Origin of the sequence: Mycetocola sp. JXN-3 (assembly GCF_014522285.1) — a bacterium.
GTDB classification, from domain to species: domain Bacteria; phylum Actinomycetota; class Actinomycetes; order Actinomycetales; family Microbacteriaceae; genus Mycetocola; species Mycetocola saprophilus.
On sequence record NZ_CP041635.1, the window covers coordinates 1,202,000 to 1,215,675 of the forward strand.

At 66.3% G+C, this 13,676-nt stretch carries 14 protein-coding genes; 5 read left to right on the forward strand and 9 right to left on the reverse strand.

Annotated elements, in window-relative coordinates:
* Positions 1-171: 171 nt before the first annotated feature.
* The 4 genes from C7C57_RS05500 to C7C57_RS05515 are packed head-to-tail and all read right to left on the reverse strand — an operon-like array spanning position 172 to position 3,692.
* Positions 172-1,401, reverse strand: a complete 1,230-nt coding sequence (locus tag C7C57_RS05500) for an ABC transporter permease (protein WP_255505784.1) — start codon at positions 1,399-1,401, stop codon at positions 172-174.
* Positions 1,398-2,084, reverse strand: coding sequence for an ABC transporter ATP-binding protein (locus C7C57_RS05505; protein WP_187977879.1), 687 nt, complete (start codon positions 2,082-2,084; stop codon positions 1,398-1,400). Before C7C57_RS05505 ends, C7C57_RS05500 begins: the two co-directional genes overlap by 4 nt.
* A complete protein-coding gene (locus C7C57_RS05510) occupies positions 2,081-3,175 on the reverse strand; it encodes a peptidoglycan-binding protein (protein WP_187977880.1) in 1,095 nt (364 codons plus the stop codon). Before C7C57_RS05510 ends, C7C57_RS05505 begins: the two co-directional genes overlap by 4 nt.
* Entirely contained in the window at positions 3,168-3,692 is a 525-nt protein-coding gene (locus tag C7C57_RS05515; RefSeq protein ID WP_187977881.1) for a hypothetical protein, read from the reverse strand. The genes C7C57_RS05510 and C7C57_RS05515 overlap by 8 nt, the downstream gene beginning before the upstream one ends.
* 181 nt (positions 3,693-3,873) lie before the next feature.
* Here C7C57_RS05515 and C7C57_RS05520 point away from each other — a divergent pair, with 181 nt between their 5' ends.
* The 5 genes from C7C57_RS05520 to C7C57_RS05540 all read left to right on the forward strand — a co-directional run bounded on the left by C7C57_RS05520 (position 3,874) and on the right by C7C57_RS05540 (position 8,934).
* Positions 3,874-4,542 carry a response regulator transcription factor gene (locus C7C57_RS05520; RefSeq protein ID WP_187977882.1) on the forward strand — a complete coding sequence of 223 codons (669 nt, stop codon included), beginning with the start codon at positions 3,874-3,876 and terminating at the stop codon, positions 4,540-4,542.
* Entirely contained in the window at positions 4,535-5,800 is a 1,266-nt protein-coding gene (locus tag C7C57_RS05525; protein ID WP_187977883.1) for a cell wall metabolism sensor histidine kinase WalK, read from the forward strand. Before C7C57_RS05520 ends, C7C57_RS05525 begins: the two co-directional genes overlap by 8 nt.
* Before the next feature lie 64 nt (positions 5,801-5,864).
* Positions 5,865-6,593: a GntR family transcriptional regulator gene (locus C7C57_RS05530; RefSeq protein ID WP_187977884.1), complete on the forward strand. Its 729-nt coding sequence runs from the start codon at positions 5,865-5,867 to the stop codon at positions 6,591-6,593.
* The gene (locus C7C57_RS05535; protein ID WP_187977885.1) at positions 6,593-7,261 is read left to right on the forward strand and encodes a GntR family transcriptional regulator; all 669 of its coding nucleotides are present in this window, start codon (positions 6,593-6,595) and stop codon (positions 7,259-7,261) included. The genes C7C57_RS05530 and C7C57_RS05535 overlap by 1 nt, the downstream gene beginning before the upstream one ends.
* Before the next feature lie 653 nt (positions 7,262-7,914).
* A complete protein-coding gene (locus C7C57_RS05540; protein ID WP_187977886.1) occupies positions 7,915-8,934 on the forward strand; it encodes a leucine-rich repeat domain-containing protein in 1,020 nt (339 codons plus the stop codon).
* 91 nt (positions 8,935-9,025) lie between these two features.
* Here the strand turns inward: C7C57_RS05540 and C7C57_RS05545 are convergent, their stop codons facing one another.
* The 5 genes from C7C57_RS05545 to C7C57_RS05565 all read right to left on the reverse strand — a co-directional run bounded on the left by C7C57_RS05545 (position 9,026) and on the right by C7C57_RS05565 (position 13,583).
* Positions 9,026-9,679, reverse strand: coding sequence for a GntR family transcriptional regulator (locus tag C7C57_RS05545; RefSeq protein ID WP_187977887.1), 654 nt, complete (start codon positions 9,677-9,679; stop codon positions 9,026-9,028).
* 107 nt (positions 9,680-9,786) lie between these two features.
* Positions 9,787-10,878 (reverse strand): polysaccharide pyruvyl transferase family protein, encoded by a 1,092-nt coding sequence (locus tag C7C57_RS05550; RefSeq protein WP_187977888.1) that lies wholly within the window; start codon positions 10,876-10,878, stop codon positions 9,787-9,789.
* A 9-nt stretch (positions 10,879-10,887) separates the two neighbouring features.
* Positions 10,888-11,517, reverse strand: a complete 630-nt coding sequence (locus C7C57_RS05555; RefSeq protein ID WP_187977889.1) for a low molecular weight phosphatase family protein — start codon at positions 11,515-11,517, stop codon at positions 10,888-10,890.
* The gene (locus C7C57_RS05560; RefSeq protein ID WP_187977890.1) at positions 11,514-12,992 is read right to left on the reverse strand and encodes a polysaccharide biosynthesis tyrosine autokinase; all 1,479 of its coding nucleotides are present in this window, start codon (positions 12,990-12,992) and stop codon (positions 11,514-11,516) included. The genes C7C57_RS05555 and C7C57_RS05560 overlap by 4 nt, the downstream gene beginning before the upstream one ends.
* 129 nt (positions 12,993-13,121) lie before the next feature.
* Positions 13,122-13,583 (reverse strand): DUF3060 domain-containing protein, encoded by a 462-nt coding sequence (locus C7C57_RS05565; RefSeq protein ID WP_187977891.1) that lies wholly within the window; start codon positions 13,581-13,583, stop codon positions 13,122-13,124.
* Positions 13,584-13,676: the final 93 nt, after the last annotated feature.

The following is a 13,676-nucleotide window of genomic DNA, read 5'->3' on the forward strand; positions in this document are numbered from 1 at the left end:
CCCTGCCACACTGAACGCAAAATCTCGATATTATCTAATATTCCTTTCATGGATGAGGGTGGGACGGGGACGGAGCTTGGAACTCGGAGTGTGCGGATGCGGCGGCGGCACGCAGAAAACCCCGCGATCCCGACCGAATGATCAATCGGAACCGCGGGGTATCGCGGCCGGCTAGCTCGCCAGCGCCGCCGTGGGCGGCGTGCGGGCCGCGCGGATCGCCGGGTAGAGGCCGGCGATAGCCCCGATCACGATCGTGGCCGCGACGCCGCTCACGATGACCAGTGGCGGGACCGAGACCGGCCAACCGTTAGCGTTGGCAAACACCGTGATCACCACCATGCCGATCCCCACACCCGCGACCCCGCCCAGGGCGGAGAGCAGCAGCGCCTCGGCGAGGAACTGCGAGCGGATGTGTTTTCGGGTCGCTCCGAGGGCGCGGCGTAGGCCGATTTCCCGACGACGTTCTAGCACCGAAATGACCATCGTATTGGCCACGCCGATCCCACCCACCAGCAGTGCGACCGAGCCGAGTCCCACCAGCAGGCCGGTAAAGGCGGTGTCGGCGGCGTTCTTGGCTGCCAGCGCATCCGAAGGGCGCGAGACCTCCACGTCCCCTGGGCTCTCGGGATTGGCGGCGCGGGGGAGGAGGGCGCGCACGGCCTCGACCGCCTCATCGGAGGAGCGCTCATAGATGGAGGTGGGGCTCTTGTCCCACCCGAAGGTATTGATCGCCGTATGTTCGCTGAACATCGCCATGGTGTCGAGCTCGGGGGCCAGCGGCACCTTATCGAGGATGCCCAGGACCGTAAACAACTGATCCTGAATCCACACCTGTGTCCCGGGCGACACCACGCCCAGGCGCTGCGCGGCCGTGGACCCAAGCACCACCGTGGGGTACTTCGAGGTGGCCTCGTTGAACCAGTTTCCGGCCTTGAGGGTGGCCTCGGTCACATCCAGCAGGTTGTCGGCGACCGCGACGCCGGTGATCCCGCTACCCTGGCCGGGATCGATCAGCCGGTTCCGGTAGCTCTTGACCCCCTCCAGCTCGGCCAGCCAGGCGGTCTTTTCGACCCCCGGCAGCCGCGAGACCGAACCGGCCGCGGTGGTGGGTAGCTTGGTCTGCTCGCCGGTAAACGACTTCCCAGCACCTACCGTCAGCAAGTTGGTGCCCAGTGAACTCAGCTGCTCGTTGAGCTTGGCCTGGCTGGAGGTCGAGATGCCGACCACTGCGATCATCGCGGCGATACCGATCGCGATGCCCAGCGCCGAGAGCACCACCCGGGTGGGTCGCGACTTCAGGCCCGAGGCCCCGAGGCGCAGCACGTCCTTTCGCAGCAGGCGCGAGCGGGTCTTCGCCGGCAGCGCCCCAACCGGTGCCTGGGCGGTGGCCCGGCGCCTCACGGGGTATCCCGACTGTCGGAGACCACGCGGCCGTCGCGAATCATGATGCGTCGCGGGAGTTTCTGGGCGAGCTCCACGTCGTGGGTGATGACCACGATTGTGGTGCCGTCGCGGTTGAGCTCATGCAGCAGCTCTACCACGCTTGCCCCCGAGGTCTGATCGAGGTTACCGGTCGGCTCATCCGCCAGCAGGAGTGGCGGCCGCGAGACCACGGCCCGGGCGATGGCCACGCGCTGGCGCTCGCCGCCGGAGAGCTGGGAGGGTTTATGTGTGGTGCGGTGACCGAGCCCCACCCGGGTGAGGGCGTCCACCGCCCGGCGGCGGCGCTCGCGCACGCCGACGCCGGTATAGAGGAGTCCGTCGGCCACGTTGTCGATGGCGGTGATCCCCTCGGAGAGGTGAAACTGCTGGAACACGAACCCCACCCGATAGGCGCGCAGCGCCGAGAGGGCGTTGTCGCTCATGCGGGCGACGTCGGCTCCGTCGATCAGGGCCGAGCCGGTGGTGGGGCGATCCAGGGTGCCGATGAGGTTGAGCAGGCTGGACTTGCCCGATCCACTCGGCCCCACAATCGCCACCATCTCGCCGGCCTCGACGATCAGGGAGACCCCGTCCACCGCGCGCACCGGCGGGCTGCCGTGCTCCCGGGTTACCTGGTTGAGTTCGATCACGTGTGCACTCATAGTTTCGGAATCACCACCCGGTCGCCCTCGGTGATGCCGTCGCCGCTGATTTCCACCGAGCCGCCGGCGAACAGGCCGGTGGTCACGGGCACCTTTTTGGTGGTGCCGTCGCCGTTGAGGATCTCGACCGAGTAGCCGTCCTTGCCGTCGGGGGTGAGTGCGCCGATGGGAACCACCAGCACGTTTTCGGCCTTCTTGGTGGGGAAGTTGATCGAGACGCTGGCCTCCTGGAGCGCCTCGCCGGCGGCGGGGTCGTCCAGGGTGATCTCCACCGGGATCACGGTGGACGGCTGGCCACCGGCACCATCGTCGCGATCGGTGGGGGTGCCCACCGAGGCGATCGTTCCGGTGGTTTTGGTGCCGTCGGGCAGATTCACGCTGACCTTGCCGCCCACCACGGCGAGGGACTGCTGGGGCAGCTTCAAATCCGTGGTGACCTTGCGGCCGAGCCCCGTGATTGCCAGGATCGGCTTCTCGCCGCCCGCCATCGAGCCGAGCGTCGCGGTGACCGAGTTGATGCGCACATCCTCCGGCTCGAACACGATCGTGCCGAGCGGGATGGTCCCGGTCTGCTCCAGGCCGAGGGACTTCTGCCACTTCTTGATCGCGACGGTGGTGGCATCGGTGAACTTCTCGTCCACCGTGCCGCCGAAGAACCCCAGGTCGGCCAGGCTTTGCTCGAGCTGCTTGATATCGGGACCCTTATTCATGCCCGCGGCGAAGTCGCGCCAGGCGGGGACGGTGCCGCGCATCAGCGTGACCGGCTTATTGTCCACGGAAAACAGGGGTTTGCCCAGTCCCACCGTGGTGCCGCCGGCCGGAAGACCGGTGATGGTTCCCGGAAGGGCGGTGGTGAGATCACGGGGTTCTCCGTGGCCGAGCTTACCCTGGGCGGTGATGGTCTCCTGCAGGGTTTGGCGAACGACTTCGGTGGTGGGCGGGGGCGCAGTGCTGGGTGCGGGATCCGCCGAGGCGCTGCCGCCCCGGGTGGCGAGGAACGTGGCCCCCGCGCCGAGAATCAAGACCAGGGCGACGGTGATGATGACGCCGGTGCGTCGAAGTGTGGGTTTAGGGGTGGCGACTTTATCCACGAATTCCTCCCAGATCGGCTTCCTTCGTGCACTTGTCAACGATCTCCTTATCGGCACCCATGGGGAGGGTGATGGCGCCGGGACGGTCGCTGTCGGGAACATCGATTCCGTTATCGCGCAGGCACTGCGAGAACTTCAGGGAGCTCTCGGCGACGTCCTTCTCGGAAATGTCCTTGGCGCCGGGGATCGGTCCCACCTCCTTTTGGCAGGCGTCCTGGTCGGCCATAAACGCGTCGGCTTCGGCGCCGGGCTCCATTGCCTTCATCGGCTTACCGGGCTCGGGCATATCGTGGCCCTTCTTCTCCATGCAAGCGTTGAACTTCAGCACCCAGGAGTCGTACTCCTGCTGGCTGGTGCCGCCGCCGCTGCCCTGATCGGCGACCTCGGAATCCGTTCCCGCCTCGGGGGAGGGGCTGGTGCCGCCGCCGGCGCTGCAGCCGGCCAGCAGGGCGATGCTGAGCGGGATGAACGCGAGTGCGGCGAGACGGCGGGTCTGGCGAGTGGCTGTGGTTTTCATGGGGAATCTCCTCGTTGGTTGGGTGTTCGGGGTGAACGTGAACCCAGTACAGCCGAGGAGGCATTCAGATGATGTCAAGAAACCAATTGATGTTTTCTTTACATCTAATGTGCTTAAATACTTGCATATCAGGCGATTACCAAACGGGTGATTGTCGCCATGTCCGGAAAGGGGCGACCCGATGCGAGTATTGATTGTTGACGACGAGGAGCTCCTGGCTCAGGCCATCCACGAGGCATTTCGGCGCGAGATTATCGCCGCCGACATTGCCTACGATGGGGCCACCGCCCTGGAAATGGACTCGATCAACGAGTACGACGTGGTGGTGCTGGACCGCGACCTCCCGGTGATCCATGGTGATCGGGTCTGCGCCGAACTCTCGGCCGCCGGATCCCGCGCCCGGGTGCTCATGCTGACGGCCTCGGGACGCATCACCGACAAGGTGGAGGGCTTCCGCCTCGGGGCCGACGACTACCTCGCCAAACCCTTCGCCTTCCCCGAGCTGATCGCCCGGGTGCGCGCGCTCGGGCGCCGCACCGCCGAGGCGACCCCGGTGGTCTATGAGTATCACGGCGTGCGCCTGGACGCCTTCCGGCATGACGTGTTCCGCGACGGTGCCTATGTTCGGCTGAGCAAAAAGGAGTTCGCGATCCTCGAGGTGCTGATGGCGGCCGATGGGGCCACCGTGAGCGCCGAGCGCATCCTGGAGAAGGCGTGGGATGAAAACGTGGATCCGTTTACCAACTCGATTCGAGTGACTCTCTCGACCCTCCGCAAAAAGCTGGGACAGCCGGGCATCATCGAAACCGTGTCGGGTGTGGGCTATCGAATCGCGGCCCCCGTTGAGTAGGGCGAGGCCGACGGCTGCGGCGCGAATTTCGGCACCCGCGCAGCGCCCGTCCCTGCTGTCCTGGCGTCCGCGCATTACCGCGCGCGCCCGACTCACCATCGTGTTCACCTCGATGCTGCTGGGCTGCGGCCTGGCGATGATGGCGGCGATCTACGTGGTGATGAAGTACGTGCCCACCTATGCGATTACCAGTGCCGTCTCGCCGGCGGGTGCTGACCTGGGGCACGGGGAAATCGCGCAGCAGATCCCCGGCGCCTCGGCCTCTCCGGTGGATCCGTCGGAGAAGGGCACCGTGGTGGTGCGCAGCGTGCGCGACATTCTTTCGGTGCTGTTGGAAAGCTCCGGCGCCATTTTGGCCGTCGTGGTTGTGGTGGGCGGACTCATCAGCTGGATCGTGGCCGGCCGGCTGCTGCGCCCGGTGCACGAAATCACCGTGGCCGCGCGCCGGGCCGCCGAGGGGTCGCTGGATCATCGGGTGGGGCTCACCGGTCCGCGGGATGAATTTTCCGAACTCTCCGACACGTTTGATTCGATGCTGGCCAAGCTGGAGCGATCCTTTGCCGAGTACGAACGCTTTGCCGCCAACGCCTCCCACGAGCTGAAAACCCCGCTGGCCACAACCCAGGCGCTGTTGGATCTCGCGGCCGACAGCCCCGAGTCCACCGACACCCGCCTGCTCATCACCCAGCTCCGGGAGACCACCGCGCGCAGCGTGGACACGGTGACCGCCCTGCTGGAACTCGCCGAGGCCGCCCACGGCGAGCTGCAGCGCGAGGAGGTGGATCTCGGTGCGCTGGTGGGGGAGTCGACCCTGGCGCTGCGGGCCGAGTCGCGCGCCCACGGGGTCTACATCGACGCCGACTGCCCGCCGGGATATCTGGTGTCGGGCAATCGGATCCTGCTCTCGCGGCTGCTGGACAACGTACTGACAAATGCCGTTCGTCATAACGTGGATGGTGGCCGGGTCACGGTGACGCTGATCCCGCGCGAGGAGGAGGTTCGCCTGGTGCTGGTGAACACCGGCGTGCACCTGGGGGCCGAAGAACTGTCGCGGATCACCGAGCCCTTCTATCGTGGTGCCGGTCGGGTACGGGTTCCAGGACAGGTACGCGGAAACGGACTGGGTCTGGCGCTGGCCTGCAATATTGCCCGGGCCCATGAGAGCGAGTTGGAGGTGAGTGCAAACCCCGATGGTGGGCTGATCGTGGCGATGTCCCTACCGCTGGAACGGCATCCGGCGTCCCTGACGCTGGCCTAGGAAATCCCCGGAAATGTCATTGGTATATTAGATATTTACAGACTCTCTCGGTTAGTATGGGCACATGCCAGTGCCCAAGAAACCCAGCGCCACCCCGCGTCTTCTGCTGCGGGATCAGGTGTATGACCGCATTCTCACGGCGATCGTCTCCGGGGAGTTTGAACCCGGACGCACGCTCTCGGATAAGGAACTGGAAACCTGGTTGGGGGCCTCGCGCACCCCGATCCGCGAGGCGCTGGGACGCCTGGCAAACACCGGCCTGGTCGAGGTTCTGCCGCAGAAGGCCACCCGGGTGGCCGCCATCGACCCGATCGAATTCGGCGAGATGATGGAGGTGCTCGGCGCGCTCTATGCCGCCGCGATCCGCGAGGTGGTGCCGCTGCTCACCGACGCCGACCGCAAGACCCTCACCGCGCTGCTGAAAAAGCTGGTGGGTCCGGCCGGACGTAAGGCCGCGCAGGCACCGGAGATCCTGACCGCGATCTTTGAGGTGTACATTACCCGCTATGACAACCGGGTGCTGCTGCGGATGCCCGCCCGATTCGATCCGCACGTGCAGCGCATTCTGCGCGCGCACAGCGACCAGATCAGCCGCACCTCGACCTACGATGCGATCCGCGAGATGATCGACGCGACCCTCGCCGGCAACGCCCTGGAGGCCTCGCGTGCGTGCACTCGCTACTTCGAGTCCGAGGTGAGCGACTTCCACGCACAGATCCTCGCGGCCAGCCCCGAGGCTGCCCTCGCATCCCCGTCTGCTTCCACCTCGGCACCCACAGAGAAGGCCTCCTAATGCCCCGCACCGGACGCGCCCCGATCCGTCGCCGCCTGCTGCGCGATGAGATCTATGACACCATCCTCAACGCGATCCTCGACGGCACCCTGGAAGCCGGCGAGCAGCTGCACGATGAGGAACTGCTGACCTGGCTGGGCACCTCGCGCACCCCGATCCGCGAGGCGCTGAATCGCCTGGCCGAGAACGGCATCGTCGAGCTGGTCCCGCATAAGTACACGCGGGTGGCCCCGCTGGATTTCCGCAACATCAACGAGGCGATCTTCACCACCGGGGTGCTGCACGAACACGCGGCCCGCAAGACCGTGGGCAACCTGAGTGCCGACCAACTGGCCGAGCTTCAGGGCTTCGCCGAGGACGCCCGCGCGTGCCTGAAGAGTGATGACCTGGCCGGGCTCGGACCGGCAATCCGGGACTTCTTCCTGGTGTTCGAACAGGCCACCGGCAACCGGATCATGGTCGAAACCGTCGAGGGCCTCTCGCTCCAGCTGCTGCGATTCCTCACCCCGCGCGAGGGCCTGACCGGTGCCCCCGAGATTGTCGCTCAGCTCGAGGCGATCAACGCCGCCGCACACACCGGCGACGCCGAGGCTACCGGCGACCTGATCTATGCGATGTACGAACCCACCCGTCGCAACTTCATCGAAACCTTCCGCGGCCAGGACTAGCCGCCCACACATACAAACGCCCGCCCCGGCAACGGGACGGGCGTTTGGTGTATGTGCTGGACGTGGACGCTCGACGCCCGTTCGAAGAGTTCAAGGGTGACATGGTTGAGCAGCTACTCGGCTCGATTGAGCCGTCTTCGTTGTGCAAAATCAAAAAAGTCTGCCCGCCGGGGAAGCGATTTCTCTGTCCCCCGTCCAGGGGGTGTCGAGCTCATTGTCTTCGGTATCAACCTGCCCGGTGACCCCGCCGGCGCCTACAAGATCCGAGGCTCGGGCCGTGCTTCGCATCCGCTCGGGGTCCAATAATCGGTTATCCCCTGCCGCGTGTGACCGAGCGGTGCCGCGGATGCCGGGGAAGCGGCAACTCCGATTCCGATCAGGGCAATTACCGTCATCGCGGTTCTGAGTTTGAGGTGTCGAAGACCTATTGTGGCGTGTCCAATCCGTAGGGATTCTCTGTGGACCGGGCCAGGTTGCAGGGTGTACAGCCGATGCTAAGAGGAGGGAAATTCGGGTTGCGGATGAGGCTCCACCATTTGGGGGTGGCACCGGTTTTGTCCCGCGGGACGACACGTTCGAGGGGCGTTTACGCGGGGATTTTGATCTGTCATAGTTGCACAGTTCCTGTTATCAAACCCTGGGGGATTGCAACCATGACCTTGCGAAAACTGTTCCTGGCATCTGCTGGCGTTGTGGCCACCGGATCGCTTCTGATTCTTGGGGCTGGTGCCGCGCAGGCCGCGCCGACCGATCCCGTTGTGTTTGCTAACCCCGGGCTTGCGGGGTGTGTGAACACCGCGCTGGGCCAGGCACCGACCGACACGATCACCGAGGCTCAGGCGGCAAGCCTGACATCCTTGACCTGTTTGAACAGTGGGGTGTCGGACCTTTCCGGGGCTCAGTTCCTCACCGGGCTGACCTCCCTGAACCTCGGACAAAACTCGATTGTCGATCTGGGACCGATTTCCGGTTTGACCTCGCTGGTGACCCTGGACGTGGGAAGCAACCAGATTTCCTCCGTTGCCGCCCTGGCCGGGTTGAGTGGGCTGACCGAGCTCACCGCGGGAACCAACAATATTTCCGATATCTCCCCGCTTGCGGGACTGACGGCGCTGTCGATCCTGTTTTTGGACACCAACCACATCACCAGTGTGTCCGCGCTTTCGGGACTGTCAAACGTGACCGTGCTTTCGCTCTCTGGGCAGAGCGCGGCACTGCCGAATATCGCCACGGGTGCCACTCAGATTAACCCGCTGCGGGACGTGGCGAATGCACCGGTTGTGCCGGTCTCGACCAGCGCTACGGTGACCGCGGGGACCGGTGCATGGACTCTGCCCGCCGTGGGCGCGCACACGCTGACCTGGTCTCAGAACGTGAGTGTGGGATCGGCTACCGCGCCCTTTGCCGGCACGATTTCGCAGACCGCGATTCCCGCTCCGACGACCCCGGCGGATCCGTCGACCTCGCCGACTCCGCCGGTGGTTTCTCCGACCCCGCCCGCGGCGACCCCCTCGAGTTCGGCAAGCCCGGTCGTGGCCGCTGCGGGTGGTAAGTCTCTGGCCTCGACCGGTGCGGAGGCCGCGCTGCCGGTGGCGCTGGGAGCGCTGGTGTTGCTGCTGGGTGGTGCCGGCCTGATGCTGCGTCGCCGGGTGAACGCCCGCATTCAGGACTAGCCGCCCACACACTAAACGCCCGCATCCAAGACTAGCCGCCCACAAATACAAACGCCCGCCCCGGTAACGGGACGGGCGTTTTGTGTATGCGCTACGCGGTGGGCAGCGGCAGCTGGAAGACGGTTTCGATCGCGAGCTCGGCGGCGATCGAGTCGCCCGCCTGGAGCGCGTCGATCAGGGCCGGATAGCCGGCCTCGAGGGCGGCCCAGTCGGTGCTGACGGCGTCGCGGGTGATGGTGAGCTGGTAGCCCAGGCCATCGATCCGGTCGCGGGTGGCGGCAACCAGGATGTGGTTGGGGCAGTAGTCCAGGAACAGGTACACCATGTCCCAGCCGAGCTTGCCGTGGGACTCATAGTCCCGGCCGAGGACCGTGCCGGCGGCGGTGCGCACGGCGATAATCAGCTGGTCGCGCTGCTCCTCGGTGAGTCCGGGCACGGTGACCCGCACCACGCCACCCACCAGGGCACCGAGGGTCTGCATGATCAGCGTGCGATCCTCGGGACGGGGCTTGGCCACCCGGGTGTAGCGCTGCGGGGCCATCTCGATCAGGCCATAGCGGGCCAGGTCGTTCAGGGCGTCGCGCACCGGGGTGCGGGAGATGCCCAGCCACTCCTGCAGCTCACCATCGTTGAGGTTCTCACCCGGCTGCAACGTTCCGTCAAGAATGGCCGCGCGGATCTGTTCCGCGGCGGACTCACGCAGCGATTTGCGGGCGACGGGCGCGCCGCCGGAAGCGATAGGCATGGTGCCTCCTCTGGGATGGGGGTTCACTCGGTGGAGTACCACGATCCTATCGGAGCGATCGTAGGACACAGCTACGGGGCACGCGGAGTATCCACGCGCCGATTGGATTAAATTGCCGGACCAGACGGGGCCGGGTGCAGCAGCTCGGTGGTGCTGGACTGTCCGGCCAGCCAGCGGTTGATGCGCTCGGCCGCGCGACCCAGGGTCCCCTGAAGCGCCGCAACCTCGGCGGCCACAAAAGCCTGATAGGCGGGCTCACGCACGGCACGGACCTCGGCCAGCAGCTCCTCGGCGCTGTGCCCCACGGTGATCGGGGAGCGCGTGCCGGTGACGCTCAGCCAGAAGTCATCGCACTTGGACGCGTAGGACAGCGCGACCGTGGGCACCCCGAGGGAAACCGCGGCCACGGCGCCGTGCAGGCGCTCGGAGATGAACAGGCCGCACTCGGCAATCGAGCGCATGGTAGCGCGCACCTCGCCGTCGTAGTAGACAACCTCGGCCAGCGGACCGACCATCCGGGCGAAGCGTTCGGCACCCTCACGGTCGGCGGTGGAGAGCGCAAACACGCGCACCCGGTCCACTCGCTCGCCCATGCTGATCCGACGCAGTGCCTCGGCGACCACGTGCGGATCGAAGCGAGACTCAGGATCGGCCCCGAGGGCCACGCCGATCATCGTGTCATCGCGCTGTGCTGGGGCCACGTCCACCAGGGTCGGGTAGAGCAGGGCCGGGTCTCCGATCACCGGGGTGGGGATCCAGTTGGCCGCGCACTCGCGGGCGGTCAGCGGACCGCGCACCCCCATCAGGGCAACTCCGGAGAGGTCGGCCCAGTCGGACCAGCCCTGCTCCTGCAGACCCAGCGCAAACGTGTCGGTGGACTCGGCGGCACCCGCGCCGGGGATCAGGATTCCGTCGGCATCGTAGGCGATCTGTGCGCGGCGTGCGTGCCCCGCCCAGTTGGCAAAGCCCACGGTGGTACCGCCGCCCAGCAGGACCAGGCGTTCGGCGCCGGCGGTGCGCATCCGATCCATCGCGACCCGGGGTGCCTGGGTCACATAGTCGCGGCGGGAGAGCGGGGCGGAGAGGGAGAGGTCGTCGGTGAGGGCGGCCTGCCAGCTGTCGCGCAGCAGGTCGTCGCCGAAGTTCATGAAGCCGTGCCAGCCGAGATACACCAGGCGGCGGGAGGTGGGGGATGCCATGGGGTGCTCCTAGTTCGAGGTCGAAGGGTGGGGGTCCGCGGCACCAAGCCGGGTGAGGGTATCGAGCAGGGGGACCAGGGCCGCGTCGATCTGGGCGGCCATGATGCGAAACGCGGTGTCGTCCAGTCCGTAGGGGTCCAGCACGTCATCGTCGGCGGGATCGGCCGCCTTGGCGTCGGTGCGGTGACGCAGCGCGAGCGGAGTGAGCGCGCGCCAGCGGTCGGGGATGGTGTCGGCACTCGCCGCGGCCTGGACATCTGCCGACGAAGGAGCGGCCATGCAGCTGGCCAGCAGCCGGGCAAACTCGCGCAGGGTGAAGGTGCGACGCAGCGCCCCGGGCACCAGATCCAGCACCTCGGCGCGGTGTTCGCGGGCGAGGCCCAGCACCAGGTCGGCCCCGGTCACCATGTCGGCGGTGAGCTGGCGGGCAACCGGGCCGTCCGTGGGGATACCGTGCTCGGTCAGGATCCGTGCGGAACCCGACTCCATCCCGCGGCCCACGACCGCGCGGGTGCCGGCGCTGGTGACGCTAAATGTTCCGGGGGCGATTCGGTCGGCCAGGGCCTGCAGCGCCCGCTCGGCATAGGGGGAGCGGCAGATGTTTCCGGTGCAGACCACCAGGATGCTCAGCGGGCTCATACGATAACCTCGTTGTGTCGGGCGCCTGCGGTGGCGGACTTGCGGACGGGACCCGACGGTGCCTTGGCCTTTTTTGCACCCTTCTTGGCGTTCCGCGCCGACTTGCGCATTTCGCGCCGCGAGGGTTCCACGGTGTCCTGATAGCCGTAGGTGGAGTAGGCGCTGGCGCGCTGCGGCATGCGGTTGAGCGCGATGCCGAGGATGCGCGCCCCCACGCCGTCGAGGTTGTCGAGGCCGGCTCGCAGCTCATCGTTGTGGAGGCGACCGTCGAGGGTCGTGACCATGAGCACACCGGAGGTGATGGTGGACAGCACGGCCGGATCGGTGACCGGCAGGGTGGGCGGAGCATCGAGGATGATGGTGTCGTAGTGCTCCTCGAGGGAGCGCAGCAGGGTGTTCATGGTCGCGGAGCCGAGCAGCTCGCTGGGGTTCGGCGGGATCTGCCCGGAGGTGAGCACGTCGAGCTTGCTGCGGTTGCCCACCGACTGGATCGCGTCGGCCACATCGACCCGTCCGGCCAGCACGGTGGTCAACCCCACGGTGCCTTCGAGGCCCAGGTAGGTGGCCACGCGGGGACGGCGCAGGTCGGCGTCGATCAGCAGCACGCGGCCGCCGCCCTCGGCGAGCATCAGCGCCAGGTTGATCGAGGTTGAGGACTTGCCCTCACCGGGCAGACTCGAGGTGACCACCACGCTCTGTGAGGTGTGATCGAGGTTGGTGAACTGCAGCTGGGTACGCAGCTGACGGAAGTTCTCGGCGCGCACACCGTAGGGATCGGTGAGGATCGCCAGCGGGTCCTGGTCGAGGCCCGGCTCCTCGGCAATCACGCCGAGGATGCTGGCGTCGGTGATGCCGGTGACACCCTCGCGGGTCCGGATCCGGGTATCCAGGAAGGAGCGCAGTACCGCGTAGAGCACGCCCAGCGCGCCACCCACACCGATGGCCATCAGCAGGTTCTTCTTGATGTCGGGGGAGGACTGCACGGTGGGAACCACGGCCTCCTCGGCCACGCTCATCTTGATCAGCGAGGTGGAGGCCGACCCTTCCACGACCTCAACCTCGGAGACGAGGCTTTCGGCCACCGCATCGGCGATACGCTTGGCGGTTTCGGGATCCGGGTGGGTCACGGTGATGTTGATCAGCACGGTCGTGGGGGGAGAGGCGGCGCTGATCGCGGCCTTGAGCTGGTCGAGGGTCATGTCGAGGTTCAGCTTGTGGATCACCGGTTCGAGGACCCGCGAGCTGGTGGCCAGGCTGACGTAGGAGGACACTCGGCGCTCGGAGAACGAGTTGCCCTGGGCGAGGTCGCCCACCGAGTCACCGCCGCCCACCGAGACGAACAGCTGGGTTTTGGACTGGTACTGCGGGGTGGCCACGGCGGTGGCGCCGCCGGCGATTCCGCAGGCGACCACAATGGCGATCACCACGGCGATCCAGTGGCGGCGTACCGCCGCTATATAGTCGGTGAAGTTCATTGCTGGGCTCCTGGTGATCTGCTGTCGGGTGTGGTGCGAGAAGGGGGTGGAATGTGGCGTGCCATCTAATATTTCGATGGCCGGGGCGTAATTCCCTCGGACCGGGTGCATCCGAGGGAATCCAGGGGACTAGCGGGTCTTGGCTTCGTTCTGCTCGCCCTTGTCGTCGATCTTGGGGGTGTTATCGGTGGTCAGGGTGTTGGCGCTACCGGTGATGGTCGCGGCCTGAACGGTGCTGCCCTGGACGTCGTTGATGGCGCCGTTGATGGTGAGGTTGGTGGTGGCACCCAGGTGGATGATCGAGTTGCTGGCCTCGATGATCACGTTCTCGCACTCGGGGACGGTGACGTCCACGTTGCTGGTGGTGATCTTGGCGGTGCCGTTCTCGCACTTACCCTCGACCTTGTCGATCTCGTCGGGGTTCGAGGGATCCTTGGCCTCGTCCTTCTTGCCGTCGGCCGAGGGCGATTCGGAGGCGCTCGCCGAGGGCTTGGCGTCGTTCTTCGGGGCTTCGGCGGTGCAGGCGGCGAGGCCGGCAATCAGGCCGAGTCCGGCCAGGGTGGTCACGATGGTGCGGGTTGCGGTCTTCATGGGGTTCCTTATTTCGGGTTCAGACGGTGATGATGATTGCTCTGACAATCTGATATTTCAGAACATAAATGAGTCTGTCACATATTCAAGCTA

Excerpts from the sequence above, each read along its gene's own strand:
- C7C57_RS05545 (WP_187977887.1), bottom strand. The coding sequence starts at position 9,679 with ATGCCTATCGCTTCCGGCGGCGCGCCCGTCGCCCGCAAATCGCTGCGT.
- C7C57_RS05515 (WP_187977881.1), bottom strand. The coding sequence starts at position 3,692 with ATGAAAACCACAGCCACTCGCCAGACCCGCCGTCTCGCCGCACTCGCG.
- C7C57_RS05530 (WP_187977884.1), top strand. The coding sequence starts at position 5,865 with ATGCCAGTGCCCAAGAAACCCAGCGCCACCCCGCGTCTTCTGCTGCGG.
- C7C57_RS05560 (WP_187977890.1), bottom strand. The coding sequence starts at position 12,992 with ATGAACTTCACCGACTATATAGCGGCGGTACGCCGCCACTGGATCGCC.
- C7C57_RS05540 (WP_187977886.1), top strand. The coding sequence starts at position 7,915 with ATGACCTTGCGAAAACTGTTCCTGGCATCTGCTGGCGTTGTGGCCACC.
- C7C57_RS05565 (WP_187977891.1), bottom strand. The coding sequence starts at position 13,583 with ATGAAGACCGCAACCCGCACCATCGTGACCACCCTGGCCGGACTCGGC.
- C7C57_RS05550 (WP_187977888.1), bottom strand. The coding sequence starts at position 10,878 with ATGGCATCCCCCACCTCCCGCCGCCTGGTGTATCTCGGCTGGCACGGC.
- C7C57_RS05520 (WP_187977882.1), top strand. The coding sequence starts at position 3,874 with ATGCGAGTATTGATTGTTGACGACGAGGAGCTCCTGGCTCAGGCCATC.
- C7C57_RS05505 (WP_187977879.1), bottom strand. The coding sequence starts at position 2,084 with ATGAGTGCACACGTGATCGAACTCAACCAGGTAACCCGGGAGCACGGC.
- C7C57_RS05535 (WP_187977885.1), top strand. The coding sequence starts at position 6,593 with ATGCCCCGCACCGGACGCGCCCCGATCCGTCGCCGCCTGCTGCGCGAT.
- C7C57_RS05555 (WP_187977889.1), bottom strand. The coding sequence starts at position 11,517 with ATGAGCCCGCTGAGCATCCTGGTGGTCTGCACCGGAAACATCTGCCGC.